The sequence below is a fragment of the uncultured Amnibacterium sp. genome, assembly GCF_964244015.1.
GTDB lineage: Bacteria > Actinomycetota > Actinomycetes > Actinomycetales > Microbacteriaceae > Amnibacterium.
In genome coordinates, this window is sequence record NZ_CAXTHO010000002.1 from 1 (window position 1) to 24,926 (window position 24,926).

Sequence of the window (24,926 nt, forward strand, 5' to 3'; positions counted from 1 at the left end):
ACCTGAAGAGCAACCGGCTGTACGAGGAGGAGCTCCTCGACTCCGGCATCGTCGGTATGACGGACACCTGGGGCAACTACTTCGAAGACCCACCCGCCGACCCACTCGACCCAGCCCCACCCGCACTCCTCCCCACCGATTCGCCATCCGACGACGGTGAGATCTGCCCCTTCTGAGACCGGTTCGATGTCACGATCGCCGGGGTCAGTGAGGCGATCGATCGTGCCCGGATCGCAGACAGCCACACGCCCGCGCCGTAGGCGAGGTCGTCGAGCCGTCGGGCGACGGCGAACCGGAGGGGGTCGAGGTGCGCCGCGTCTCGGCGGTACTCCAGCGCCACGTCGACGACGGCCGAGACCAGCACCGCCCGTCGCGCCCGCTTCGACACGAGGCAGGCGAGGAGCGCGAGCGGCCACCAGTGCCGCAGCATCAGCGCCATGGCCTGCGCCAGCGCTGCCACGACCCCGTTGCCGGCGAGCAGCAGGCCCAGCCGGCAGGGGTGCTCCGCGGGACGGAGCCGGCGGCCGATCCGGACCGCCGTCGCCACCGCCACGGCCGACGCGGCCGGCACGGACCACCGCCGCTGCGCGACCAGCAGCACCAGGAACGCGACACTCCACGGCGCGAAGGCCGCGGGCGCGATGTAGTCGGGGTGGCGCTCGCCGAGCGCCGCCGCTCCGCTGCCGTAGACCGCTTTCCGGGTGAACCAGTCCACCGGTCGCTCACGGTGCTCGTGCCGTGCGGCGACCGCGGGCTCGTAGCGGACCCGCCAGCCGGCGTCGACGAGCCGCCAGCCGAGGTCGACGTCCTCCCCGATCCGCAGCGCGCCGTCGAAGCCGGTCTGCAGCGCCTCCACCCGCGCGACCACGCACGCCGTGGACACCCACGCGAACGAGGAGCGCGGGCGGAGGGCTGCGGGATGCGGGCCGAGGTCCAGCGACGACCGGGTGTCCTCGTAGCGGCCGAGCCACGTCGGCCGGTTGCCGAGCCCGGAGATGCGCGGCGCGACCATGGCCACGCGCGGGTCCGCGAAGTGGCGGAGCAGCGTCGGCACGGTGCCGGGGTCGAGCACGATGTCGGAGTCGACGAACACCACGAACGGCGTCCGGACCTCCGCGAGCCCCGCGTTCCTCGCGCCGCCGGGTCCCCGGTTCGTCGTCAGCGCGACGACGCGTGCCCCGTGGCTGCGCGCGACGGCCGCGACGGCCGCGGGTGACTGGGACGCGTCGTCCACGACGATCACGTCCTGCCCGGGTCCGATGCTCGTGAGCAGCCGGTCGAGCGGCGCCGGGCGGTCCCGGATCGGGACCACGTAGGTGACGCGCGCGTCCTCGGGCGGGGGCAGCGTCTCGAGCACGGGCTCAGCGAGGCCGTGCTCGAGCAGCCGGTCGGCCAGGAGGGCCGCCGCCTGGGACTCGACCCGGACGATGCGGCCGTCGAGCATCGGTCGCGCCAGCGGGGTGAGCCGAACGAGGCGGGTCGGGAAGCCGCCGAGCAGCGCCTTCCCGCTCGAGATCGCCCGCGTCTGCCTGCCGAGGACGACCGCGGTTCCCAGTGGCAGCATCAGGCGCTCGCCTCCGCGAGCAGCTGCAGCGCGTGCTCGACCATCCGCTCGAGGACGGCCTCCCCCTCCATCGCGGTCGCGCCCGTCGGGTCGCCCAGGACGCCGTTCGGGCTGACGGCCCGCACGCCGGAGGTACGGAGGGAGGCCAGCAGCTCCGGCATCGACCGCGTCTCCCCCGCCTCCCCGCGCTCCACGCGCACGAGCGCGGGTGCGAGATGCAGGAGGAGGGAGGTCTCGGTCCTGCCCGCGTGCGCATCGCCGCCCGGCGCGGCGCACGGCACCCAGCGGACGTCTCGCCCCTCCTCCACCAGCAGCCGGGTCGCGGCGTCGACCGCGGTCACGTTGCCGCCGTGACCGTTGACGAACACGACTGATCCGGCCCACAGGCTCGCCGATCGACCGAGCTCGACGAGCACGCTGCGCAGCACCTCCAGCCCGATCGACAGGGTGCCGGGGAAGTCCGCGTGCTCGCCGCTCGCACCGTACGCGAGCACCGGGGCGACGACCGCGCCGTCGATCCGGGTCGCCACCCTCGCCGCCACGGCCTCCGCGACGACCGCGTCGGTGCGGAACGGCAGGTGCGGGCCGTGCTGCTCCGTCGACCCCACAGGGATGAGCAGGACCGGGCGGCCCTGCACCTCCGGCCAGGTCGTCTCGCCGAGTCGACGGAGCGGATGGGGCATCTCAGCCGATCGGGTCCTTCACCCGTGGGACGGTGACCTTCGCCGGCTGCTTCGGGCTCTCCGCGTCGGCCTGCAGGCCGCCGCCGATCGTCCTCGAGAACCCCGCCGGGATCACGATGTCGTCGGGCGACAGCTCGTGCACGGAGGCGTGACCGGTGCCGAGCACCGCGGAGTCGAGGCCGCCGCGCATGATGTCGAGCACGTTCTCGACGCCGGCCTGCCCGTTCGCCGCGAGGCCCCACAGGTAGGCGCGGCCGATCATGACCGCACGGGCGCCGAGCGCGAGCGCCTTGGCGATGTCGCCACCGCGTCGCACGCCGCCGTCGAGCAGCACCTCGATCTGGTCCCCGACCGCGTCGGCGACCGCGGGCAGCGCCCGGATCGTCGCGGGCGTGGTGTCGAGGTTGTTCCCGCCGTGGTTCGAGACGGAGATGGCATCGACGCCGAGGTCGACCGCGCGCTTCGCGTCGTCGACCCGGGTGATGCCCTTCAGGAGGAACGTGCCGCCCCACTCCTGCCGCATCCACTCCACGTCCTCCCACGACGGGGGCGGGGTCTGCATCCACTCGTAGTAGGCGCCGAAGAACGTCGGGGCGTCCTTGCCCGGCTCCTTCAGGTTCGGAGCCTGCAGGTCCGGCAGCTTCATGCTCTTGGCGAACCGGTAGAGCCAGGCCGGGTGCGGCAGCACGTTCGGCGCGAACGTGATCATGGTCTTCAGGTCGAGCTTCTCGGGGATGGAGGGGCTGCCCCAGTCCCGGCCGTTGGAGAACGACCAGTCGAGCGTCGCGATCAGCGCCTTCGCGCCGGCGTTCCTGGCGCGGTTCATCCGCTGCACCATCTGGTCGCGCGAACCGGTCCAGTACATCTGGAAGACGGTGTTCTCGTTCGCCGCGACGACCTCCTCCACCGGCTTGCTCGCGAACGAGCTGAGGCCCATGATGATGCCCCGGTTCGCGGCGGCGCGGGCGACCGCGACCTCGCCGTCCGGGTGCACGGCCTGCACGCCCGTCGGCGAGATCAGCAGCGGCATCGAGGTCGGGATGCCGAGCACGGTCGTCGAGAGGTCGCGCTGCGCCTTGTGGCCCGCGACGTGGGGCGCGAATCCCAGCTCGCCGAACGCGCCGATGTTGTCGTCGATCGTGCGGCCGCGCTCCGAGCCGGCGACCAGGGCGCCGTAGACGGAGCTGGGCAGCTGGCGCTTCGCGCGGCGCTGCGCCTCCGCAACGGTCTCGAACCAGGGGTTCTGTCTGAAGATCGCCATCGCGTTCCCCGTTCCTTCCGTCCGCGCCTCGATGCGCGGCCCGATCATTGTGGCACCGAGTGCCAGCGAGGTCGACCCTGTTCAGGACACTCTCGTCCGGAACATCGTGGAGAGTGCCGGCGCGACGTCGAAGTACGTCTTCACCGCCGCGAAGGTGCCCCGTCCGATGCGCGCCAGCTCCCGCCCGAGCTCCACATCCTTCTCACCCGTGGTGTCGAGCAGCACGTCGAGGCGAGGGAGGCGACCCGCGAGCGGTCGCGGATCGGGTCCCGCGTTGTGCACGCAGTCGCTCAGCAGCACGACCCGCGCGTCGCGAGGCGGCGTGCCGGCGAGCTCCTTCGCCGCGAGCTCGAGCGGGAACGCGACGTTCGTCAGCCCTCGCGCCGGGATCCGCAGCATCCCGTCGAGCAGGTCCAGCGGCCGGACCTGGTCACCCAGGTGCGACAGCACTGCGGCATCGGACCAGAACGCGATGACGGACAGGCGGTCCCGCTCGAGCTCGGCGGCGAGCGCGCCCACAGTCGCCGCAGCGGTGCGGACGCGCTCGCCGCGCGTCGAGCCGGAGACGTCGACCAGCAGCACCACCGATCGCGGCGCGCGCACCCGGTCGCGCACGACGATGTCCTCGTCCTCCGGCACCGGACGCTCGGCCAGCACCTCGAGCGTCGCGTCGAGGTCGATGTCGTCGCTCCCGCCGCGGTACGGCACGCTCGTGAACCCGCCCGCACCCCGCCGCGCCCGCACGTCCGCCTTCGGCTTCGGCACCGAGAGGCGCGCGGCGATCGCCCGCGCCCGAGCGCGGACGACGGGGTCGATCTGCGCCGCGTCCTCCGGCGCCGCGATGGAGCCGGCGTCGTCGGTGAAGCCGGAACCCGCTCCGGAGGGACGCTGCTTCCCGTCGCCTTTCCCCGGCCGCCCGGGCAGCGGTGTGCCACCCTTCCCTCCGCCCGCCGAATCGAACGCGGTGGGCGCTTCGGTCAGCTGCTTCGGCTTGCGCCGCAGCGGCTGCATCCGGTCCGTCCGCTCGCTGCGCCGGCTGATCGGCGAGTCCGCGGAGACGGCTCTTCAACCGGGCTCGGCCCTCGCCGGGTCGAGCACGAACCGGTCCTCCCAGATCTCGCGGAGCACCTGCTCGGGCGTGGTCTCCGCGGCGTCGTCGAGGTGGATGCGACCCGACAGCGCGACGGTCATCGCGTCGTAGAAGGTCTCCGCGTACTTGCCGGAGGTCTCGTCCTGGCCGCGCAGCGAGAGCAGCTCGTGGGCGACGAGCGCACTGTCGATCGCGCCGCGCACGCTCGAGCCCTGCCGGATCGCGGGGTGGTCCCGCGTGCCCCGCGTCACCGCTACGGCGTCGGGGATCACCCGAGCCGCGATGGTGCCGGCCAGCCCGGTCCGCAGCGCGACGATCCCCTCCTCCGCCACCGCGTCCTGGTAGCCGATGACGATGCGGTTCAGCCGGTCGGCGACGGAGGTGGACAGCCGCGTGGTGCCGACGTTGTCGTAGGGGTTCATGGAGGCGATCACGCGGAACGTGGGCAGCGCCTCCACGGTCCCGGCACGCGGCACCTCGATGCGCCGGTCGGCCATCGCGGTCAGCAGGGTGTTGAGGGTGTCCTCGGGCGCACGGTTCAGCTCCTCGATGTAGAGGAAGCCGCCCTGCCGCATCGCCTCGGCGAGCGGTCCGGGCACGAAGTTGTCGGCGCTGTAGTCCTCCCGCAGCACGCGCGCCGGGTTGTGGTGCCCGACGAGCTTCGCGGGGGTGAGGTCGGCGTTGCCCTCGACGAAGAGCAGCGGGATCCCCCACTCCTCCGTGACGGCTTTCAGGATCGTCGTCTTGCTGGTCCCGGGCGGGCCCTCGAGCACGAGGTCCCTGCCCGATCCGACGGCCGCGAGCACGAGCTCCAGCTCACGCTCGCGGCCGACCAGGCGGGACGCGATCCGCTCGCGTGCGGCGGTCACTTCAGCGTCTCTCCCGCGTCGACCTTGAGCTGCAGTCCGGTGACGTACCGCGCCTCGTCGGAGGCGAGCCAGAGGACCGCGTTCGAGATGTCGACCGCCTCGACCCACGGGATCGGCAGCACCGAGAGCGTGGCGAACCGATCGGCGAGCACCTCCTTCGTCCGCTCTTCGGGCTTCAGGTCCGGCGCGAAGAGCTCGTAGGTGGCCGAGTTCTGGATCATGTCGGTGTCGACGCTGGTCGGGTGGACGCTGTTGACGCGGATCGAGTCCGGCGCGAGCTCCAGCGCGAGGGTCTTCATCAGGCCGACGACCCCGTGCTTCGCGGCGACGTAGTGCCCGATGTTCGGGATCGCGTGGATCCCGGCCGTCGAGCTGGTGAGGATGATCGAGCCGCCCTTGGCAGCCCTCAGGTGCGGGATGGCGGCCTTCGCCGTGTGCCACACGCCCTTCAGGTTGACGTCCTGCATGTCGTCCCACTGCTCGTCGGTGAGCTCGTCCATCGCGCCGAAGCTGAAGATGCCGGCGTTCGCGGAGACGATGTCGAGCCTGCCGAGCTCGGCGACGCCCTCGTCGACCGCGGCCTTCACCGCGTCGAAGTCCCGGACGTCCGCCTGCTTGGCGACGATGCGGCGGTCGAGCGCCTCGACCTGCCGCACCGTCTCGTCCAGGTCGCCGGGGCGCGACATGTCGTAGGGCACCGAGCCGATCTGGCTCTCGATGTCGATCGCGATGATGTCGGCGCCCTCCTGCGCGAGGCGGAGCGCATGGCTGCGTCCCTGCCCGCGGGCGGCTCCGGTGACGAAGGCGACCTTGCCTTCCACTCGTCCTGCCATGAGTCCTGCTTCTCTCTTCTCGAGTCCGGCCGAAGGGTGACGCGGGCGTCGACGGGACCGGGTCCGTCGGCGCCCGTGGTCTCAGTACTGCGTCGCGCCGGCGTCGACCGTCAGCTCGAGGGAGGTGATGTAGCGCGACTCGTCCGAGGCGAGGAAGAGCACCGCGTTCGACTGGTCGACCGGCTCGGTCACCTGGACCGGGTACAGGTTCGCGAGCATCCCGCCGAGCTGCGGGTGCGCCTCGAGCAGCGGCCCGAACGGGTTCGGGTCCATCTGGCCCATCGGGGTGTCGACGCCGGTGGGGTGGATCGTGTTGACGCGGATGCGGTACTCGGCGAGCTCGGTCGCGAATGCGCGCATCAGGCCGACGACACCGTGCTTGGCCGTGACGTAGGCGGACAGGAACGGCAGGCCCTTGATGCCGGCGACCGAGCTGGTGAGGATCATCGACCCTCCGCCGGCCTCGATCAGGTGCGGCGCGGTCAACGTGATGGTGTTCCAGACGCCCTTGAGGTTCGTCGCGATGGTGTCGTCGAAGATCTCCTCGGTCGTGTCCTTCCAGTCCGCGATGATGCAGATCCCCGCGTTCGCCGACACGATGTCGAGATGGCCCAGCTCGGCCACGCCCTCGTCGATCGCGGTCTTCAGCGCCGCGCGGTCGCGGACGTCCGCCTGCGTCGCCACGATGCGGCGGTCGAGCGCCTCCACCTGCCGCACGGTCTCCGCGAGATCCTCGGGGGTGGGCGACGGGTACTGCACGCCGGGCAGCTGCCCGGCGATGTCGATCGCGATGATGTCGGCGCCCTCCTGGGCGAGCCGCAGCGCGTGGCTGCGACCCTGCCCGCGGGCGGCTCCGGTGATGAGGGCGACCTTGCCCTCGACGCGTCCTGCCATGGTGATGTCCTCGTTCTCGTTCGGGTGGATCGGATCGGGTGGGTCAGATGAGGAAGTTGCCCCCGTCGACGGGGAGCGGGACGCCGGTGATGTACCGGGCCTCGTCGGAGGCGAGGAACAGCAGGGCGTTGCTGATGTCGACGGACTCGACCCACGGGATCGGCAGCGCGATGACGTGTCGGGAGGACTCCGCGAAGTCCTCCTTGGTGGCGTTCGGATCGCCCGTGAACAGCGAGTAGGTCGCCTGGTTCTGGATCATGTCCGTGTCGACCTGTGTCGGATGGATCGAGTTCACCCGGATCGAGTCGGGCGCGAGCTCGAGCGCGAGGGTGCGCATCAGCCCGACGACGCCGTGCTTGGCGGAGACGTAGTGGGCGACGTTCGCGTAGCCGCGGATGCCTGCCTCCGAGCTCGTGAGCACGATCGAGCCGCCGCGGCCGCCCGCCTTCAGGTGCGGGATCGCGGCCTTCGTCGTGTGCCAGACGCCGGTGAGGTTGGTGTCGATCATGTTCTGCCACATCGCCTCGTCGAGGTCCGCGGTCGGCGCCATCTGGGTCGAGATCCCCGCGTTCGCCGACACGATGTCGAGTCGCCCCAGCTCGGCGACGCCCGCATCGACCGCGGCCTTCAGGCCGTCGAAGTCGCGCACGTCCGCCTTCGTGGCGACGATCCTCCGGTCGAGCGCCTCGACCTGCTTGACGGTCTCGTCGAGATCCGCCTGCGTGGCGCCGTCGTAGGGCGCACCGGGAATCGGTTCGAGCAGGTCGATGCCGATGACGTCGGCGCCCTCCTGCGCCAGTCGGACCGCGTGACTGCGACCCTGGCCGCGTGCTGCTCCCGTGATGAAGGCGACCTTGCCTTCGAGGCGTCCTGCCATGGTTCCTGCTCCTTCTCTTCTGCGATGACTACTTGAGGGTGTATCCGGCGTCGACCTTGAGCTCGAGGCCGGTGATGTATCGCGCTTCGTCCGATGCGAGGAAGAGGACGGCGTTGGAGATGTCGATTGGCTCCACCCACGGGATCGGCAGCGCATTGGTGGTGCGGAAGACCGCTTCGGCCTGCTCGTCGGTGGGGTGCTCGGTGTCCGGGAGGAACAGGCGGTAGGTCGCCTCGTTCCGGATCATCTGCGTGTCGACCCCGGTCGGATGCACGGAGTTCACGCGGATCGACTGCGGCGCCAGCTCGAGGGCGAGCGTCTTCATGATCCCGACGACCGCGTGCTTGCTGGCGGTGTAGGCGGCGACGTTCGGTGTGCCCATCAGCCCGGCGGTCGAGCTGGTCAGCACGATCGAGCCGCCGGTGCCCTGCTGCTTCAGATGCGGGATCGCCGCCTTCGCGGTGTGCCAGACGCCTTTCGCGTTGATGTCGTTGACCGTGTCCCAGTCGTCATCCGAGACGTCCTCCGTCTTGTCGCCGAACTGGAAGATGCCCGCATTGGCGCTGACGACGTCGACGTGCCCGAGCTCGGCCACGCCCTTGTCGAGCGCAGCCTTCAGGGCCGTGAAGTCCCGGACGTCCGCCTGCACGGCGACGATGCGCCGATCGAGCGCCTCCACCTGCGCGACGGTCTCGTCGAGATCCGCCCGGGAGGCGCCGGGGTAGAACCGGTCCATCCCGGGGATCGACTCCGCGATGTCGACCGCGATGATTTCGGCGCCCTCCTGCGCCAGTCGGACCGCGTGACCGCGACCCTGGCCGCGTGCTGCTCCCGTGATGAAGGCGACCTTGCCTTCGAGGCGTCCTGCCATGGGAATGGCCTTCTCTCCGTGTCCCTCTCGTGTCGCCGGTCGTGTTCGATCGGTGCCGGGCGATGCGCACCCGGGCGTGTTCGATCACGGGACCGGAGCGCGGCTCCGGTCCCGTTCGTCCTGCTGTCCGGTCAGCGGGCCGCGAAGCCCGCCAGCGGGTCGGGCTCGCACTCGGCCGGGTTCAGCGTCGCTGTGCCCTGCCGTCTGCTGAGCGTCAATCGGATGGGTCCCATGCCGTTCTTCGGCTCGCGGGCTCCCTGGTGGGTGTGGTCGACGGACGACTTCGGCAGCGCGTTCTTCTGGTCCTTGATCTTCAGCAGCGCCGTCTCGCCGAAGCCCTGCACGCACTCCGGGTCGGGGCCGTCGAGCGGCAGACCGGTGAAGAACTTCGCCGCCATGCAGCCGCCCTTGCACGTATCGAAGAACGCGCAGGAGGAGCAGGCGCCGCCGGACTGCGGCTCGCGCAGCTTCAGGAACAGCTCGGACTCGCGCCACACCCGCTGGAACCCGCCTTCCGACCGCACGTTGCCGGCCTTGAAGTCGTCGTGGATCGCGAACGGGCAGGCGTACACGTCGCCGACGGGGTCGATCAGGCAGACGACGCGGCCCGCACCGCAGAGGTTCAGCCCGGGCAGAGCCTCGCCGTACGCCGACAGGTGGAAAAACGAATCGCCGGTGAGCACGCCATCGCCGTGCGCGACCAGCCAGTCGTAGAGCGTCTTCTGCTGCTCGGGCAGCGGGTGCAGCTCGTCCCACACGTCCGCACCGCGACCGGAGGGGCGGAGGCGGGTGAGGCGCAGCTGCGCGCCGTACCGGTCGGCGATCGCCTTGAACTCGTCGAGCTGCGGGATGTTCTGCCTCGTGCAGACGACCGAGATCTTGAAGTTCTTCATCCCGGCGTCGGACAGGTTCTGCAGCGCCCGCATCGCGGTCTCGTACGACTTCGGTCCGCGGATCGGGTCGTTCACCTCCGCGGTCGCACCGTCGAGCGAGATCTGCACGTCGACGTAGTCGTTCGCGGCGAGCCGCCTGGCGTTCTCCGGGGTGATCTTCACGCCGTTCGTCGAGAACTTCACGCCGACCGAGTGCGCGGTCGCGTAGTCGAGCAGCTCCCAGAAGTCCGGGCGCACCGTCGGCTCGCCGCCGCCGATGTTCACGTAGAAGACCTGCATCCGCTCGAACTCGTCGATGACGGCCTTGGCCTCCTCCGTCGTCAGCTCGCGCGGATCACGCCGGCCCGAGCTGGACAGGCAGTGCACGCACGAGAGGTTGCACGCGTAGGTCAGCTCCCAGGTCAGGCAGATCGGGGCGTCGAGGCCGTACTCGAACAGGTCGACGAGGCGGGCCGGCTTCGTGGGGGCCGGGGCCGGCAGCACGGCGGTCATGCCGCTGCCACCAGCATCGACGAGGCGGCCAGCGCGGCGAGGGCCCTGCCGTAGCGGGCCTCCTGCTCCTCCGGAACACCTGCGGCTCGGCAGACATCGCGCGCGGTGCGCACGCCGTCGAGGCCGTTCACCACATCGAGCAGCGTGCGCTCCTTCAGGAACGAGAGCTTGCGGGTCTCGAAGTGGTACACGAGCGCACCGAACGGCTCGGGCCGAATGGAGACGCGGGGATGGACCTGCCAGGCCCGGTCGAGGTCGAAGGCGCCTGCCGGCATCAGTACACGCCGCACATGCCGTCGATGGAGACCTCTTCGACCAGGTCGTCCTGCTCGATGACCGCGCTCGCGTCCAGACTCTCCAGGACCTCGGGGACAGACGACTCGGGACTGTTCATGGCACGCTCCTTCTCTGCGGTTCGACAACGTTGACGTCCGGAGATCGCCGGGCGACACTGCGCTGGCTTCGGTACATCGCACACTAATGACACCGAGTGCCGATGGAAAGGGGGTAGCGCGATGAACGTCGATCCGGTTCGCCCAGAACCTGCCCAGCGTCTCGGCCGGCAACCGGCGACCTCCGTCGCCGAGCTCAGCCACATCGGCCTCGCGCTCTTCATCCGCAACGGCTTCGACGCCACGACCGTCGACGACATCGCCGAAGCGGCGGGCATCGGGCGACGCACGTTCTTCCGCTACTTCCCCTCCAAGAACGACCTGGCGTGGGGCGACTTCGACGGCCTCGTCGCCAAGATGCACGACTACCTGCTGGCGCTCCCGCAGGACGTGCCGCTGCGCGTCGCGATCCGCAGCGCGGTGATCGAGTTCAACCGCTTCCCCGACGTGGAGGAGTCCTTCCACCGGGCGCGGATGTCCCTGCTGCTCACGAACCCGACGCTGGTGGGGCACTCGACGCTGCGCTTCGCGGCATGGCGGCGGGCGGTCGCCGAGTTCGTCGCGCACCGCCTCGCCTGCGACGTCGACGACCTGCTGCCGCAGACGATGGCGTACACCTACCTCGCCGTCTCGGTCGCCGCGTACGAGCGGTGGCTGCGCGATGACGGCGCCGTGCTGATCGATGTGCTCGCCCAGGCGATCGACGACCTGGGCGACGCGTTCCCCTCCGTCGGCAGCGCGTGACCGCATACGACGTCGTCGTCGTGGGTGGCGGAGCAGCCGGCTCCGTGGTCGCGGCCCGTCTCGCGGAGGATCCCGATCGACGGGTGCTGCTGCTCGAGGCCGGCCCCGCTCCGCGCACGATCGCCGAAATGCCGTCCCGCCTGCTCGACGCCGGTCGGGTGCCGGGAGCGGATCCCTCCGGCGCGTTCAACCGCTGGTTCCCGGCGACGCTGACCCCCGGCCGTCCGCACGCGGTCTCCCGTGGGCGCGTGCTCGGCGGGTCCACGGCGACGAACGGCGCCTACTTCATCCGCCCTCGCCGAGCCGACTTCGATCGCTGGTCGGCGCACGGCGACCTCGCGTGGTCCTGGGACGCCGTGCTGCCGCTGCTCCGCGGCCTGGAGCGGGACCTCGACCTCGGCGCCTCCGTGCTGCACGGCGACCGGGGGCCGATGCCCGTGCGGAGGTCCCCCCTCGAGTCCCCCGCCGCCGCCGCGTTCGTGGAGGCGGCGCTCGCGGTCGGCCACGTGGAGGAGAGGGACAAGAACGGCGAGCAGTCCCCCGGCGTCGGTGCCGTGCCGATGAACGCTGCGGACGGCGTGCGCTGGAACGCCGCGCTCGCCTACCTGATCGCCGGGCCCCGACGGCCGAACCTGGAGGTGCGAGGCGGGAGCACGGTCCTCCGAATCCTGCTGGGCGCCGGCCGGGTGACGGGGGTCGAGGTCCTCGTCGACGGGCTCGTGACCACGATCCCCGCGGACGCGGTCGTGCTCAGCGCCGGTGCGCTCTCGTCGCCCGCGATCCTGCTGCGGTCCGGCATCGGACCGGCCGACGAGCTGCGCGGTGCGGGCGTGCCCGCCCTGCTCGACGCGCCCGGGATCGGTGCAGCGTTCGGCGACCATCCGCAGGTGATGCTCGAGTGGCACCCGTCCGCGGCGTCGCGGTGCGCGGACGGCGGCTGGATGGGCGCCGCGCTGAACACGGACGAGGTGGAGGTCCTGCAGTCCCTGATCCCGACGGCGGAGCTGACCGGCTCCCCGTCGGCTCCAGGAACGCCGCTACCCCTCCTGGTCTCGGTGAGCCGGCCGGAGGCGCACGGGCGGCTGACGATCGTGGATCCGGATCCGCGGACGCCCGCGACGATCGCCTTCCACTACCTCCGGAGCTCGGCGGACCGCCGCGCGCTGCGCGAGGGCGTCCGGCTGGCGGCGGAGCTGCTCGCCGCGCACCCGTTCGCCGCCGTGTCGACCGGTGGGGCGGCGATCGACCGAGCGGTGCTCGCAGACGACGGCGCGCTCGACGAGTGGGTCGCCGCGCACCTCGGCACCGCGCTGCACACCTGCGGCACGATCCCGTTCCGCATGGCCGACGGCTCCCCCGGCCCGGTCGACCAGTCCGGCGCCGTCCGCGGGGTCGCGGGGCTGCGCGTGGCGGACACCTCGATCCTGCCGACCGTCCCCACCCGCGGCCCTGCAGTCGCGGCGGTCCTGACCGGGGAGCTGGTCGCCGCGGCGATCCGGGTGGAGCGCTAGACGCACTCGGAGCCGTCGGCCACTCGCCCGACCTCGCCGAACATCCTCGCTACGAAACGGAGCGGGGCGGCGCCGGGTTTCGCCGTTCGCGCTGCCGGAGGGGCGTGATCCCGCAGGGTGGGCACATGGGCATGCCGGCGAGCGCATCCCGGCCGACCCGCCCAGCGCTGCTGCGCGTCGCCGCGGGCGTGGTGGCCGTCGCCCTCGCGGTGATCCCCGGCGTCGGCGGGACCGCCTCCGCGGAGGCCGATACGGGGCCGCGAGCACCGCGGAGCCGATTCGTCGAGGTGCCCTCCTCGCCGGGCGGCACCGGCACCGTCCGGATCGACACCGACCTGTACCTCCCCACCTCCGTGCCCGCCCCCGCCGTGCTGCTGGCGCACGGGTTCGGGCAGACGAAGGCGGATCTCGAGCCGGAGGCGAGGCGGCTGCAGGGTGCGGGGTACGTCGTGCTGGCCTACTCCGCGCGCGGCTTCGGCCGGTCCACCGGCCGGATCGGACTCGACTCGCTGGACGGGGAGGTGCCGGACGCACGAGCGCTCGTCGACGTCCTCGCGCGGGAACCCGCCGTTCGCAGCCGTGACGGCGACCCCGTCGTGGGTGTCGTCGGCGCCTCCTACGGCGGAGCCCTCGCCCTCATGCTCGGTGCGACGGATCCGCGCATCGACGCCGTGGTCGCGGGCATCACCTGGAACGACCTCGCGCAGGCACTCGACCCGGTGTCCTCCGGCCGGGTCCGCGGGTCGCAACCCGAGCGCCTGTTCAAGTCGGCGTGGGCCGCCCGCCTCTTCGGGACCGGCGCGGCGGGCAGCTCGGACCCCTGCAGCCGCTTCACGGCGCAGCTCTGCACGCTCTACCGGACCCTCGTCACGGGCGGATCGCTGACGGACGCCGACCTCGCGCTGCTGCAGCGCTCGTCGCCGAGCACCGTGCTGAGCGGGATGACCGCGCCCACGCTGCTGATCCAGGGGCTGCAGGACTCGCTGTTCGGCCTCGATCAGGCGGACGTGAACCGACGTCAGATCAGGGCCGCCGGTGCGACCGTGCGGGTGGACTGGTTCGACGGCGGCCACGACGGCGACGGGATCGCCGGTACCGAGCAGGCGACGGAGGACTGGCTGGCGGCGACCCTGCAGCACGGGTCGTCGCCGATGAGGCGGTTCGAGTACGACGTGCCCGCGAGCACCACCTCCTTCGCCGGACACCGCGTCGCCTCGCGCTACCCGGGGCTGGACGGCAGCGTCCGCCCCCTGTTCCTCCCCCTCGGCGACGCGGAGCAGACGGTCGTGAACCCACCGGGCGGGCAGCCGGCTGCCGTGACCTCGCTGCCCGGCATCGCCGTCGACAGCGATGTGGGCATCGCGGCGAACGGGCTGCTCGCACCGCGGAACCCACCGGGTCAGGCGGCGCGGTTCGTGTCGTCCCCGCTGCGCACCTCCGTCGTGCTCGCCGGCACGACCTGGGTCCGGATCCAGGTCACGCCCGTCAGGGCCGTCGAGCAGGACGTCGTGCTGTTCGGGCAGCTGGCTGCGCTGACCGGGACCGCCAGCCGCACCCTGCCCGGCGGCGTGGCACCGATCCGCGTCCACGTCCCCGCGGGCGGAGCGACGATCGGCGTCGCACTGCCGGCGACGACCTGGCGGTTCGCCGCCGGCGACCGGATCGCGCTCACCGTGCGCACGACGGACAGCCAGTTCCTCGGCTCCACCACGCCCGCGGCCTTCCGGGTGTCGACCGGCGGCGCGATCGTGCTGCCGCGGCTCACGACGCAGTCGAGCGGCGCGGGCGTCGGACAGCCCACCCGCGCCACCCTGTGGCGGATCGGCGGGCTGCTCGCGATCCTCCTGCTGCTGCTGATCGGCGCGGCGGTCGTCGGCAGGCGGCGCGCTCGAACCGCGCGATCGGCGGAGGGAGCGGGCGCCTCCGCTCCCCCGCTGCGGGTCCGCGGTGTCACGAAGCGCTTCCGCTCGGGCTTCGTCGCGGTCGACGACGTCTCGTTCACCGTGGAGCGGGGTCAGGTCGTCGGCCTGCTCGGCGAGAACGGGGCGGGCAAGACGACCACGATGCGGATGGTGCTGGGCCTCGCCCGGCCGGACGCCGGCACGATCGAGGCGTTCGGTGCGGCGGTGGTCCCCGGTGCTCCCGTGCTCCGGCGGATCGGCTGCTTCGTCGAGGGTCCCGGCTTCCTGCCGCACCTCTCCGGCCGCCGCAACCTCCGCCTGTTCTGGGCGGCGACCGGGCGGCCGCGGCGCGACGCGCGAATGGAGGAGGTGCTCGCGATCGCCGACCTCGGCGACGCGGTCCGGCGCCGGGTCGGCGGCTACAGCCAGGGCATGCGCCAGCGCCTCGCCATCGCGCAGGCGATGCTGGGCATGCCCGACCTGCTCGTGCTCGACGAACCGACGAACGGCCTCGACCCGCCGCAGATCGTCGCGCTCCGCGGCGTGCTCCGCCGGTACGGGGAGTCCGGGCGCACCGTCATCGTCTCCTCCCACCTGCTCGGCGAGGTCGAGCTCACCTGCAGCCACCTGGTCGTGATGTCGCACGGCCGCGTCGTCGCCTCCGGGCCCGTCGCCGAGGTCGCAGGCGGGACGGACGAGCTGCTGGTCGAGGTCGACGATCCCCGCGAGGCGGTCGAAGCCCTCCAGCAGCTGGGCGTCGACGCCGTCGAACCGGCAGGCGCGGACGCCGTCCGCGTCCGACCGGGCGCCGTCCCGGCTGCAGCGGTGGTCGGCGCGCTCGTCCGTGCGGGGGTCGCCGTGTCCGACGTGCACCGCGAGCGGCACCTCGAGGACGCGTTCCTCGACTTGATCGGCGACGCCGGGGCGACCCGGTGACCGCGGAGGTGGAGGCGCCGCGCGCCCGGCCGCGCCGGGCAGCGCTGCCGGTGCACGTCGAGCTCGTTCGCCAGCTCGGCCAGTGGCGGGTGCAGGTCGCGGTCGGGGTCCTGCTCGTGCTCCCCCTGGTCGTGCGGATCGCCTTCCTCCTCGGCGGCGCAGAGCCGTCCCGTACGGGCGGGGACCTCGGTGCGCTCGCGCAGTCGTCCGGAGGCGGCTTCGCGGCGTTCGTGCTGCTGGTGTCCGGCGGCTACCTCGTCACGATCGTCGCGGCGGTGCTCTTCGGCGACCTGATCGCGGGCGAGGCGTCGCGGTCGACGCTGAAGTACCTGCTCGCGATCCCGGTGCCGCGCCTCCGCCTCCTCGGCGTCAAGGCGCTGGCAGCAGCTTTGATCCTCGTCGCAGGTCTGGCCGGCATGGCCGCGATCGCGCTGCTCGTCGGCGTGCTCTCCTACGGTCCCGGCGGCATGCAGGTGCCGAACGGTCCGCGCCTCGACCTGGGGCAGACCGTCGCGCGGCTCGCGCTGGCGACCGCGGTGACGCCGTTCGGCCTGCTGTGGGCCGCTGCCCTCGGCCTGCTGCTGACCGTGCTGACCGACTCGCCCCTCGCGGCGGCGGGCGGGGTCGTCGTGGTCGCGATCGTGACGAGCACGCTCGACCAGGTGGCGGCGCTGAAGGACTTCCGCCTCTGGCTGCCGACCCACTACGCGTTCGCGTACCAGCAGTTCCTGCTGCAGCCGATCGACCTCCGGCCGGTCGCGGACGCGCTCGTCAACGGACTGCTCTGGGTCCTCGTCCTCGGCCCGGTCGCCGCCTGGTGGTTCCACCGGAAGGACATCTCGGGCTGACCGGGCCCGCCCGGCTTCGCCAGCGCGTTCGTGCTCTGCGTTCCGTGGTGTGGCAGCGCACGGTCGCGGCCCTCCGTCCGACCGGTGGCGGCCGTCACATGTACTGGGCGTGCGCATACTGCGGTATCACGACGTCGCATTCCTGATCGGCGATGCACGACGCCTGCTCCGACGCCTGCGGCACACGGCCGCCCCGGCGCGCCTGCTGAACGGCGGCGTCCACTCGTTCAAAATCTGCAGGACCGCACCCCGTGCGGCGTCCTCGAGCCCGGCCCCCGGCTCGCAGGAAGAAGAAGGCGCGCAGGTGCGCGCTGATCTGCAGAAGGGCCACCATGATTCGGACCTGCCGAGCATCAGCCGCCGTCGACGTGCTGCACGCCGTCGTGTCGGGCGCGCTGTGACCCTCTCGGACCTCGCACTCCGAGGCGCCGCTCGGCTCTGGTACGCCAAGAAGCTCGCCGACCGCGGCGCTGTCCCCTATGCGCGGGATGAGCCGCGCGCTGCAGCGGGCGTGGGCCCGGTGGACCACGTGCTGCTGATCGGGAACGGGCCGGCGCACGGCTGGGGTGTGGTGACCCACCGGCTCGCGCTGTGCGGTCAGCTCGCCGACGTGCTCTCGGAGACGACGGGACGAGCGGTCGAGGTCGAGTACGTCGGGGCCGAGCTGATGAGCATCGAGTCGGCCGTCGCGTGGCTCGGCGATCGCGACCTGACCGACTACGACGCGGTGGTCGTCGTGATGGGGATGAGCGACGCGGTCCGGCTCACCCCGCTGGCGGTGTGGCAAGCGGGCCTCGAGCGACTGCTTGCACATATCCGGGAGGGTGTGCGGTATCAGGCCCCGATCGTCATGGCCGGCATCCAGTCGGTGACCTCCGAGCCGCAGTACCGAGGGGTGATCGCGGCGCTCGGGCAGCGGCGGGCCGACGCCATGAACGACGTCTCGGAACGGGTCGTCGGCTCGTTCGTGAACAGCGCGTTCGTGCGCCTGGCTCGACCTGAGTACCAGCCCGAGCGTCCGTTCGGGTCACCACAGACCTACCGGGTCTGGGCCGCCGAGCTGGCGGCTGCGGCGGCCCCGCTGCTGGAGGAGCGTCGTGCGCGGGGCGCCGAGCGGCGCCGGTCGAAGGTCGAGCCTCGAAGCTGGCAGTGGCCGGCCGCACCGGCGGTGCTCGAAGCGGCCGCCGAGCGGGGTACGCCGGAGCTTCGGCGACTCGTCGACGCGGCGAAGATCGAGTGCGGCGTCGCCCTCGCCGTCGTGACCCTGCTCGAAGGGGATCGGATGTGGTTCGCCGCCGCCTCCGCCGACACCCCCGTCGCGATCCCGCTCGAGCTCTCGTACGACCTGCACGTCCCGAACGATCGTGCGCTGGTGGTCCCGAACGCGATGGCCGACCCCCGGTTCAAGACCAACCCGTTCATCGCCCAGTCCCATCTGCCGTTCTACGCGGGCCATCCGATCCACGACCTGCAGGGGCGGATGATCGGCACGTTCTGCGTCCTCGCACCGCAGTCGCGTCCTGCCGGGTCGATCCGGCTGAACGTGCTCGCGAACTACGCGGCGCAGGCCGAGGTCGAGCTGCAGCGGCTGGAGGCGGAGGCGCTGGGAATCGTCACCGCCTGAGGCCCCCACCCTCCGGCGCGGGCGGCGTCAGGAGGGGCCTGCCTCCGCGTCGGCCCGCTCCGCATCGGCCCGGTCGCGCAGGACACCCAGCCGGACCTTCCCGGTGGCGCCTCGCTCGATCGGTCCGAACGAGATGCGGCGCGGCTTCTTGAAGCCCGCGAGGCGGTCCCCCACGTGGGTCCTCAGCTGCTCGGCGGTGACGACCTGTCCGTCCCGCACCGCGACCGCTGCCACCACGATCTCGCCCCAGCGGGCGTCCTCCAGGCCGAACACGACGCAGTCCGCGACGGCGGGATGCTCCGCGAGCGCCCCCTCCACCTCGGCCGGGTACACCTTCTCGCCGCCCGTGTTCACGACCGCTTCCCCCCGTCCGAGCAGGGACACGCCATCGGTCTCCCAGCGAGCCCAGTCACCGGGGACCAGGTACCGGCGGCCGTGGATGGACCGGTAGACCTCGGACGTCCGAGCCGGATCCTCGAAGTACCCCTCCGGCGTGGCGCCCTTGTACGCGAGCAGGCCGACCCGCCCCACCTCGGCGGTGATCTCGTCACCGGACTCGTCGAGCAGCACCGCGCCCGGGAGGAGGCGGAGCCGGCTCGGCAGCTCGGAGACGTCCTTCGTGCGCGCCATCGCGAACGGACCCCCTTCGCTCGCGCCGAGGATGTCGATCAGCTCGGCGCCGCTACGGTCCAGGAGGGCCCGCTTCGTGCGATCGCTCCAGCTCATACCGGAGCTCATCACGGTCTCCAGCGAGTCGAGTCGGGTCGCGGGACGACGTGCGAGCTCCTCGACCAGCGGGACGGCGACGGCGTCGCCGGCGATGATCAGCCGGGACACCCGGTGCTCGAGAACGGCATCGATGGTCAGGGCCGGATCGAACCGGCGCGTGTTCACGAACACGAGCGCGCCGCCCGTCAGCAGCGTGTTCATCGCGTTGAAGAACGCCATGGCGTGCATCAGCGGTGTGATCGGCAGCGTGACCGGATGCGGCAGCGCGGGATCGGTCGCGACGGCGACGGCTTCGCGGACGCTCGACGGGAAGTCGACCCCCAACGTCCCGTACGCGGAGGTCAGCTGGCTGTCGAGCACCACGTCGTGCCGGTACACGACGGCCCTGGGCATCCCGGTCGTGCCACCCGTCAGCAGGAACACCTGGTCCGCCCCCGACCGACTCGATTCGTCCCCCCGGGGCGACTCGACCGCCTCGTCGAACGACGGCCCGTCGATCGGGTCGAGCTCGTGCTGCACGGTCAGCACCGTCGGCGGGTCGGCGATCGTCGCGACCGCCTCCAGCAGTCGTTCCTCGAGCCAGGACGCGACGACGACCACCTTCGGTCGGGTCATCGTCAGGACGTGCCGCAGCTCGGCGGCGGCGTACCGGAAGTTCAGGTTGACCGGCACGGCGCCGATCTTCATCGACGCGTACAGCGTGACCAGGTACTCCGGCCGGTTCGTCATCAGACATGCGACCCGGTCCCCCCGACCGACCCCCTGTCGCTGCAGCCACCCGCCGAGCCGCGCAGCGCGGTCCTCGAGGTCGCCGCGCGTGATCCGCTCGCCTTCCCACACGATCACGGTGGCGTCCGGAGCGGCGGCGGCGATGTCATCCCAGATCGTGGACCAGTTCACGGACAGGCCGGGCCGGCGCAGGGTCGGGATCGGGGTGGTGCTCATAGCGTGCACTGTGCGCTGATACGCCCCGGATCCGCCTGAGGCGCGCCTGTGCGAGCCGGCTCGCCGGGAGAGGCTCAGTCGATGGGGTAGTCGACGAAGGCGAACGCGGAGCCGTCCGGCGACCAGCTCGGCACGTTGATGGTGCCCTGGCCACCGTCGAGTGCGACGAGCGTCGTGGGGTGCTGCCAGTCGTCGACCGACACCAGCCGCAGCTCGATCGGCAGGTCGGCCGGATGCCCGGTGGTGCCGGAGGGGAAGCTGAGGTAGACGACGACATCGCCGGTCGGGGCCATGTGCGGGAACCAGTTCACCCGCTCGTCGAACGTCAGCTGCTCGAGCTCCGCGCCGTCCGGCCGCACCCGGGCGAGCTGCGCGTGCCCCGGCTCGGACGAGAACTGCTCGGTGTTGAACAGGATCCAGGCGCCATCGGGCGTCCACTCGCAGCCGTCCGCGGGACCCGGATCGGTCGTCACGGCGACGTCGTCCGAGCCGTCGAGGCCGATCGTGTGGATCGTGCCGGAGGCCCACCAGTCGTCTCCCGCCGGCTCGAGACGCACGTAGCCGAGCCGTTCCCCGTCGGGGCTGACGCCGTGGAGGAAGTGGAACGAGCCGTCGTCCGGCGTGATCCGCCGAGCCGCGCCGCCGGCGAGCGGCAGCGCCCAGATATGCCAGTCGTTCGCGGAGGCGAACACCGTCGCACCGTCGACCGAGAGCACGTGGTCGTTGTTGACCGCGGGCAGCCCCTCGGCCGGGATCGGCTCGGGCGGTGCCGAGCCGTCCGCCGGCAGGGTCCAGAGCAAGCCGTCCCCGTTCACCAGCAGCCGGCCGTCGTCGGTCCAGTTCGGCGCCTCGTACAGCCGGTCGGTGGACTCGAAGACGGTCGCGACCTCACCGGTCGCGCGGTCCCAGATGCGGATCCGAGCGCGCTGGCCCGGCTGCAGCCGGCGCAGCGGAGGCTGCTCGTCGCTCATGCGCCGGCCTCGGCCGAGAGGTGCGCGCGGATGCCGGCGACGACGAGGTCGTGGTCCTCCATCGACGTCAGCCCCGATGCGGTGACGGCGGCCACGACGCCGACGCCGAGCACGCGGATCGGGAACGATCCTCCGGTCACCGCGTACTCCGCCCCGAGCCAGCCGCTGGCCGCGGCGTCGATCCCGGCCGCCGAGAGCCGCGCGTCGACGAGCGCGCTGCTCGACTCCATCCGCAGCACCAGGGCGGACTTCCGGGCGATCCAGGCCTCCTGGTCCGGCGTGATGCCGGGCAGGGCGGCCCGGAACAGCACGAGCCCGTGCCGGCGGATGTCGATGCCGACGGGGTGTCCCGCCTCCTGCGCGGCGGCGGTGATGCGGGAGCCGAGACGCCAGGCGTCGGCGTGGTCGAAGTGCTCGAGGACGAGCTCGCGCTCCTGCTGCTCGAGCTCCGCGATGAGGTCGGTCATGGGCGATACTCCGGTCCCGGGGTGGTCACGAGGCGGCGGGCTGCGAGGTCCTGCTCGTGGGCAGGCGTGGGTTCCTCGCGCGCTGCTCCTCCTCCGACGCCTCGTCCCCTGGCACGGCGGCAGTCTCGCACGGGCGCACGCGGCCCCACCTCGAAGGTCACGCGCCGGCCGATTGAGCGTCTCAGGATCCTGGTCCCGAGACGCACGCGAGCGCCGAGTGCGCGCCCGAGAGACGCGGCCCTCTTGACAAGCCTGTGTGTCGCACAGCATCATCGATCATGCCCGATTCCGGAGATGTCACCGACGCGCAGCGGCAGGAGCTACTGCGCGGCGCACTCGTCATCGCCTGCCTTCGCACGCTGACCACGCCGGAATACGGATACGGCCTGGTCGAGACCCTGCGCCGCGCCGGTATCTCTACTGAAGGCAACACGGTCTACCCGCTGCTGCGCCGACTGGAGTCGCAGGGACTCCTCTCGAGCACGTGGGACGAGACCTCCGCACGACCCCGGAAGTTCTACGAGACCACCGCGCCGGGCGGGGCCGTCGCGGACGCGCTGTGGGCCGAGTTCGAGTCGATCCATCGAGCGCTCGCCAGCCTCAATCAGACGGTCCGAACGCGATGACCCTCTCGGACCAGTACATCGGCGCTGTCCTCGCGAACGTTCCCGCGGCCCAGCGGGGGGATATCGACGCGGAGCTGCGCGATCTCCTCGGGCAGGAGGCGGCGGCGCTCGTCGAGCTCGGCGAGTCCCCCGCTCGCGCCGAATGGAACGCCATAGATCAGCTCGGAGATCCCGATCTGCTCGCTGCCCGACTCACCGGCCGGTCACCCCACCTGATCGGGCCGCGCTTCTTCCCCTCCTACATCCGCCGGCTCCGCCTGCTCGTGACCGTCGCGGTGCCCACCGTGTTCGTGGGGACCGTTCTGATCGGTGCGGTCGCCATGAGGCCCTACGCCGAGGTTATGGGCCGAGCGACGAGCAGCTCGGCCGCCGCCGCGCTGGTCATCACTGCCGTCCTGACGATCGTCACTGTCGCACGGCAGCGTCGGGAAGCCGCCTCCACCCCTCCGCCGTGGTCCCCGGACGTCCTGGTCGGATCGGAGCCGCGCTCCTGGCAGGATTTCGTTCGACTGGTCGCAGCGCTGACGATGGCCGGCCTCATCGTCGCGGCGCTTGTCGGGCAGGCGACGGGAGGCGCACTGCTCAGCCCGTCGGGCCAAGCCCTGCCGATCATCGATCCCGCGCTGTGGTCGTTCTGGATGCCGTACTTCATCGCCCTGCTGCTGGTGCAGGCCGCCCGTCAAATCGCGGTCTACGCGCGCCCGAGCCAGCTACGTCTCTGGGCATGGGCCAACCTGCCGATTCAGGCCGCGTTCTGCATCCCCGCGATCTGGCTCCTCGTGACGGGTCGACTCCTGAACCCAGCCATCACCACGACACTGGGACCGGAGGCCGATCGCGTCGTCGGCGCTGCCGCGCCGGCCCTCGCGGCGCTGATCCTGGCGATCGTCCTGATCGACAACTCAGGCGAGCTGTGGCGCGCATACCGGAAGGGAAATCGAACGACGGCGTAACACGGAGATGAACGGAGCCAGTTCGCTCGTCCAGTGACGCGTTGCTTCGTACCGATCAGGCGGCTCAGGCTGGTCGGCGCGATATTTGGCGGCGGTGTGCGGACTCCCATTCTGGAAGGCGTCGACCCCTCACCTCGGCAGCGACGTGCCCGATAACCCGCGCTCGACGACTCGCGGGTGACACCCTCATCATTGGTGAGCCGGATCCGCTCACGAACCTCTGATTAATCGCGAACCAAGAGTTTGATTAGTAGCGAACCAGGAGTCCAGAAGTCACTGAGACAGCGGGGAGTCAGCGCAGGGGGAACGCTGCCCTTGAGACGAGCAGCAACACCACAGCGATGGGGACGGCCACCAGTGCGACGGCTTGGCCTACCGTGAGCACCGAACTACCGGCGAGAACACCCACCAGGGCCGGGGTGAGCAAGCCCGACAGGCGTTGACCGACGAACAGCGCACTGAACCCCGACCCTGGCGGTCCTGGTGTCCTGGCCGCCGCATCAGCCAGCTGCGGGGAGAGCACCGAGATCCCCAACCCGGTGACTGCGATGCCGATGAAGGCGGCCACCGGTGAGGGGATGAGCATGGAGATCAGCACTCCGGCCACCGCAGTCAGCGTGCCGGTTCGGGCGGTGACCAGCACACCCAGCCGTGAGGTGGCGTGGTCGCCGAACAGTCGCCCAATCGTCATGGCCAGGGTGAACACGACGTAGGCGGCTGCGGCGGCACCGGCGGGCACGTCGAGGTCGTCGCCCAAGCGGAAGGTCGCCCACTCCCCGGTGGAGGTGTCCACGGCGAATGTCGCCAGGCTGGCCACCGCCAGACCCAGAACGGCTGGATGCAGCCAGTAGCGGCGGCCAGCCGGACCGTCTCGTCCGCCGTGGCCCGACCGCGCGACATCCTGTGGTGTGTCCTGACGTGCGGCGCTCTCCGACGATTGCAGGGGCTGTCCCGGCGGTGTGGTGGGAGCGTCGCTGCGGCGCAGTCCGGGTGCGGCGATGAGTAGAGCCAGAATGAGCAGCGCGCCGACGAGGCTGTAGTGGACGGCCACGGACAGATCAAAGGCCGCGGCCAGGCTGGCGGTGCCGGCTCCAGCCAGACTGCCGAAGCTCCAGGCACCGTGCAGGCGGCTCATGACCGGTTGTTCACGCTCGGTGCTGGTGCGGGACCCCTGCAGGTTCATGGCGACGTCTATGAACACGTCGAAGAGCTGCATTACCACCAGCGCCGCAATCAGCAGCAGGGCCGACGTGGACCAGCCGACCGCGGGCAAGGCCAGGGCGTAGAAGACGCAGCCGACGAGCAGGATGCGGCGAGAGCCGAGTCGCGTGATCGCGGCGCCGGTCAGGAGGCTAGCGCCCAGGCCGGCGAGATTGCCGACGGTCAGCACGAGGCCGAGCGTCGTGGTGGAGATTCCCGTCTGGTCACGGATCTCAGGTAAACGCGGGATGTAACTGGCGTAGAGAAAGCCGTTAGTGGCGAACAGTAGGGCAAGGGAGAAGACGGTCCGGTTGCTGGAAGGCCCAGACCTCCCGCTGCGGCCAGCGCTCACCGACGACGCACCGTTGCCGAAGTGCTGTCGACCGGCCGTGGCCCTGGCCTACGGAATGAAGGAGGTGGCGGGAGTCTGCGGGGCTTCACTGCCGTAGACACGGTCGTCAAGTCTGGTGTCGTCTGGTTGTGGTGTCAACGCTGAGTCCTCGTTGAGGAGGCAAGGTGCTGCAGGGGGTCAGCAGATCGCCTGCCAAACCCTAGCCGCTAGTGAGGTCAGTCTTTAAAAGCGTGCCAATCGCCAACCTATCGTCGAGAATGATTCAGGCATCGCCCATGAGACCGAGCTCGTCATTCCGCCTGACTACCGACTTCGGCGGGCTGAGCGTGTCGACGGGCTCTCAGGGATCGAGAGGGATGCAGGAGCGGCCCCTTAATCGACCCCCTCTATAACCCTCGGA

At 71.4% G+C, this 24,926-nt stretch carries 24 protein-coding genes; 7 read left to right on the forward strand and 17 right to left on the reverse strand.

Going from position 1 to position 24,926, the window contains the following annotated elements; genetic code table 11:
- Positions 1-76: 76 nt before the first annotated feature.
- From mftF to mftA, 12 genes are all read right to left on the reverse strand, one after another.
- Entirely contained in the window at positions 77-1,564 is a 1,488-nt protein-coding gene (gene mftF, locus ACFE67_RS00390; RefSeq protein ID WP_375404891.1) for a mycofactocin biosynthesis glycosyltransferase MftF, read from the reverse strand.
- A complete protein-coding gene (gene mftE / locus ACFE67_RS00395; RefSeq protein WP_375404892.1) occupies positions 1,564-2,247 on the reverse strand; it encodes a mycofactocin biosynthesis peptidyl-dipeptidase MftE in 684 nt (227 codons plus the stop codon). Before mftE ends, mftF begins: the two co-directional genes overlap by 1 nt.
- A gap of 1 nt (position 2,248) precedes the next feature.
- Positions 2,249-3,508, reverse strand: coding sequence for a pre-mycofactocin synthase MftD (gene mftD, locus ACFE67_RS00400; RefSeq protein WP_375404893.1), 1,260 nt, complete (start codon positions 3,506-3,508; stop codon positions 2,249-2,251).
- A gap of 81 nt (positions 3,509-3,589) precedes the next feature.
- Complete coding sequence (locus ACFE67_RS00405) at positions 3,590-4,519, reverse strand: VWA domain-containing protein (protein ID WP_375404894.1); 930 nt, start codon at positions 4,517-4,519, stop codon at positions 3,590-3,592.
- Between the two features lie 54 nt (positions 4,520-4,573).
- Positions 4,574-5,467, reverse strand: a complete 894-nt coding sequence (locus ACFE67_RS00410) for an AAA family ATPase (protein ID WP_375404895.1) — start codon at positions 5,465-5,467, stop codon at positions 4,574-4,576.
- Entirely contained in the window at positions 5,464-6,300 is an 837-nt protein-coding gene (locus tag ACFE67_RS00415; RefSeq protein WP_375404896.1) for a mycofactocin-coupled SDR family oxidoreductase, read from the reverse strand. The genes ACFE67_RS00410 and ACFE67_RS00415 overlap by 4 nt, the downstream gene beginning before the upstream one ends.
- Before the next feature lie 81 nt (positions 6,301-6,381).
- Positions 6,382-7,194, reverse strand: a complete 813-nt coding sequence (locus ACFE67_RS00420) for a mycofactocin-coupled SDR family oxidoreductase (RefSeq protein WP_375404897.1) — start codon at positions 7,192-7,194, stop codon at positions 6,382-6,384.
- A gap of 43 nt (positions 7,195-7,237) precedes the next feature.
- On the reverse strand, positions 7,238-8,071 hold the full coding sequence (locus tag ACFE67_RS00425; protein ID WP_375404898.1) for a mycofactocin-coupled SDR family oxidoreductase: 834 nt from the start codon (positions 8,069-8,071) through the stop codon (positions 7,238-7,240).
- A 28-nt stretch (positions 8,072-8,099) separates the two neighbouring features.
- The gene (locus ACFE67_RS00430) at positions 8,100-8,942 is read right to left on the reverse strand and encodes a mycofactocin-coupled SDR family oxidoreductase (protein WP_375404899.1); all 843 of its coding nucleotides are present in this window, start codon (positions 8,940-8,942) and stop codon (positions 8,100-8,102) included.
- Positions 8,943-9,073: 131 nt separating this feature from the next.
- Positions 9,074-10,327 carry a mycofactocin radical SAM maturase gene (gene mftC / locus ACFE67_RS00435; RefSeq protein WP_375404900.1) on the reverse strand — a complete coding sequence of 418 codons (1,254 nt, stop codon included), beginning with the start codon at positions 10,325-10,327 and terminating at the stop codon, positions 9,074-9,076.
- Entirely contained in the window at positions 10,324-10,602 is a 279-nt protein-coding gene (gene mftB / locus ACFE67_RS00440; RefSeq protein ID WP_375404901.1) for a mycofactocin biosynthesis chaperone MftB, read from the reverse strand. The genes mftC and mftB overlap by 4 nt, the downstream gene beginning before the upstream one ends.
- The gene (gene mftA, locus ACFE67_RS00445) at positions 10,602-10,721 is read right to left on the reverse strand and encodes a mycofactocin precursor MftA (RefSeq protein WP_375404902.1); all 120 of its coding nucleotides are present in this window, start codon (positions 10,719-10,721) and stop codon (positions 10,602-10,604) included. The genes mftB and mftA overlap by 1 nt, the downstream gene beginning before the upstream one ends.
- 121 nt (positions 10,722-10,842) lie before the next feature.
- On the opposite strand from mftA, the gene mftR reads away from it, so the two are divergent.
- The 4 genes from mftR (at position 10,843) to ACFE67_RS00465 (ending at position 16,659) form a co-directional block, all read left to right on the forward strand.
- Complete coding sequence (gene mftR / locus ACFE67_RS00450) at positions 10,843-11,463, forward strand: mycofactocin system transcriptional regulator (RefSeq protein WP_375404903.1); 621 nt, start codon at positions 10,843-10,845, stop codon at positions 11,461-11,463.
- Positions 11,460-12,974, forward strand: coding sequence for a mycofactocin system GMC family oxidoreductase MftG (gene mftG / locus ACFE67_RS00455; RefSeq protein ID WP_375404904.1), 1,515 nt, complete (start codon positions 11,460-11,462; stop codon positions 12,972-12,974). The genes mftR and mftG overlap by 4 nt, the downstream gene beginning before the upstream one ends.
- Positions 12,975-13,099: 125 nt before the next feature.
- Complete coding sequence (locus tag ACFE67_RS00460) at positions 13,100-15,811, forward strand: alpha/beta fold hydrolase (protein WP_375404905.1); 2,712 nt, start codon at positions 13,100-13,102, stop codon at positions 15,809-15,811.
- Entirely contained in the window at positions 15,808-16,659 is an 852-nt protein-coding gene (locus ACFE67_RS00465; protein WP_375404906.1) for an ABC transporter permease subunit, read from the forward strand. Before ACFE67_RS00460 ends, ACFE67_RS00465 begins: the two co-directional genes overlap by 4 nt.
- 94 nt (positions 16,660-16,753) lie before the next feature.
- Here ACFE67_RS00465 and ACFE67_RS00470 read toward each other — a convergent pair whose 3' ends face one another.
- A complete protein-coding gene (locus ACFE67_RS00470; RefSeq protein ID WP_375404907.1) occupies positions 16,754-16,993 on the reverse strand; it encodes a hypothetical protein in 240 nt (79 codons plus the stop codon).
- A gap of 63 nt (positions 16,994-17,056) precedes the next feature.
- On the opposite strand from ACFE67_RS00470, the gene ACFE67_RS00475 reads away from it, so the two are divergent.
- Complete coding sequence (locus ACFE67_RS00475) at positions 17,057-18,283, forward strand: hypothetical protein (protein ID WP_375404908.1); 1,227 nt, start codon at positions 17,057-17,059, stop codon at positions 18,281-18,283.
- A 27-nt stretch (positions 18,284-18,310) separates the two neighbouring features.
- On the opposite strand, the gene ACFE67_RS00480 is transcribed toward ACFE67_RS00475, so the two are convergent.
- From ACFE67_RS00480 to ACFE67_RS00490, 3 genes are all read right to left on the reverse strand, one after another.
- Positions 18,311-19,957, reverse strand: coding sequence for an AMP-binding protein (locus tag ACFE67_RS00480; RefSeq protein ID WP_375404909.1), 1,647 nt, complete (start codon positions 19,955-19,957; stop codon positions 18,311-18,313).
- Positions 19,958-20,031: 74 nt separating this feature from the next.
- On the reverse strand, positions 20,032-20,928 hold the full coding sequence (locus ACFE67_RS00485) for a TolB family protein (protein ID WP_375404910.1): 897 nt from the start codon (positions 20,926-20,928) through the stop codon (positions 20,032-20,034).
- On the reverse strand, positions 20,925-21,395 hold the full coding sequence (locus ACFE67_RS00490) for a heme-degrading domain-containing protein (protein ID WP_375404911.1): 471 nt from the start codon (positions 21,393-21,395) through the stop codon (positions 20,925-20,927). Before ACFE67_RS00490 ends, ACFE67_RS00485 begins: the two co-directional genes overlap by 4 nt.
- Positions 21,396-21,673: 278 nt before the next feature.
- Between ACFE67_RS00490 and ACFE67_RS00495 the strand changes: the two genes are divergently transcribed.
- Positions 21,674-22,021 carry a PadR family transcriptional regulator gene (locus tag ACFE67_RS00495; RefSeq protein WP_375404912.1) on the forward strand — a complete coding sequence of 116 codons (348 nt, stop codon included), beginning with the start codon at positions 21,674-21,676 and terminating at the stop codon, positions 22,019-22,021.
- A complete protein-coding gene (locus ACFE67_RS00500) occupies positions 22,018-22,974 on the forward strand; it encodes a permease prefix domain 1-containing protein (protein ID WP_375404913.1) in 957 nt (318 codons plus the stop codon). The genes ACFE67_RS00495 and ACFE67_RS00500 overlap by 4 nt, the downstream gene beginning before the upstream one ends.
- A gap of 292 nt (positions 22,975-23,266) precedes the next feature.
- On the opposite strand, the gene ACFE67_RS00505 is transcribed toward ACFE67_RS00500, so the two are convergent.
- Positions 23,267-24,526 carry an MFS transporter gene (locus ACFE67_RS00505; protein WP_375404914.1) on the reverse strand — a complete coding sequence of 420 codons (1,260 nt, stop codon included), beginning with the start codon at positions 24,524-24,526 and terminating at the stop codon, positions 23,267-23,269.
- Positions 24,527-24,926: the final 400 nt, after the last annotated feature.

Excerpts from the sequence above, each read along its gene's own strand:
- ACFE67_RS00500 (WP_375404913.1), top strand. The coding sequence starts at position 22,018 with ATGACCCTCTCGGACCAGTACATCGGCGCTGTCCTCGCGAACGTTCCC.
- ACFE67_RS00430 (WP_375404899.1), bottom strand. The coding sequence starts at position 8,942 with ATGGCAGGACGCCTCGAAGGCAAGGTCGCCTTCATCACGGGAGCAGCA.
- ACFE67_RS00485 (WP_375404910.1), bottom strand. The coding sequence starts at position 20,928 with ATGAGCGACGAGCAGCCTCCGCTGCGCCGGCTGCAGCCGGGCCAGCGC.
- ACFE67_RS00480 (WP_375404909.1), bottom strand. The coding sequence starts at position 19,957 with ATGAGCACCACCCCGATCCCGACCCTGCGCCGGCCCGGCCTGTCCGTG.
- mftF (WP_375404891.1), bottom strand. The coding sequence starts at position 1,564 with ATGCTGCCACTGGGAACCGCGGTCGTCCTCGGCAGGCAGACGCGGGCG.
- ACFE67_RS00470 (WP_375404907.1), bottom strand. The coding sequence starts at position 16,993 with ATGGTGGCCCTTCTGCAGATCAGCGCGCACCTGCGCGCCTTCTTCTTC.
- mftR (WP_375404903.1), top strand. The coding sequence starts at position 10,843 with ATGAACGTCGATCCGGTTCGCCCAGAACCTGCCCAGCGTCTCGGCCGG.
- mftD (WP_375404893.1), bottom strand. The coding sequence starts at position 3,508 with ATGGCGATCTTCAGACAGAACCCCTGGTTCGAGACCGTTGCGGAGGCG.
- ACFE67_RS00415 (WP_375404896.1), bottom strand. The coding sequence starts at position 6,300 with ATGGCAGGACGAGTGGAAGGCAAGGTCGCCTTCGTCACCGGAGCCGCC.
- mftE (WP_375404892.1), bottom strand. The coding sequence starts at position 2,247 with ATGCCCCATCCGCTCCGTCGACTCGGCGAGACGACCTGGCCGGAGGTG.
- ACFE67_RS00405 (WP_375404894.1), bottom strand. The coding sequence starts at position 4,519 with ATGCAGCCGCTGCGGCGCAAGCCGAAGCAGCTGACCGAAGCGCCCACC.
- ACFE67_RS00460 (WP_375404905.1), top strand. The coding sequence starts at position 13,100 with ATGGGCATGCCGGCGAGCGCATCCCGGCCGACCCGCCCAGCGCTGCTG.
- mftB (WP_375404901.1), bottom strand. The coding sequence starts at position 10,602 with ATGCCGGCAGGCGCCTTCGACCTCGACCGGGCCTGGCAGGTCCATCCC.
- ACFE67_RS00420 (WP_375404897.1), bottom strand. The coding sequence starts at position 7,194 with ATGGCAGGACGCGTCGAGGGCAAGGTCGCCCTCATCACCGGAGCCGCC.
- mftA (WP_375404902.1), bottom strand. The coding sequence starts at position 10,721 with ATGAACAGTCCCGAGTCGTCTGTCCCCGAGGTCCTGGAGAGTCTGGAC.
- ACFE67_RS00425 (WP_375404898.1), bottom strand. The coding sequence starts at position 8,071 with ATGGCAGGACGCCTCGAAGGCAAGGTCGCCTTCATCACGGGAGCAGCA.
- mftC (WP_375404900.1), bottom strand. The coding sequence starts at position 10,327 with ATGACCGCCGTGCTGCCGGCCCCGGCCCCCACGAAGCCGGCCCGCCTC.
- ACFE67_RS00495 (WP_375404912.1), top strand. The coding sequence starts at position 21,674 with ATGCCCGATTCCGGAGATGTCACCGACGCGCAGCGGCAGGAGCTACTG.
- ACFE67_RS00490 (WP_375404911.1), bottom strand. The coding sequence starts at position 21,395 with ATGACCGACCTCATCGCGGAGCTCGAGCAGCAGGAGCGCGAGCTCGTC.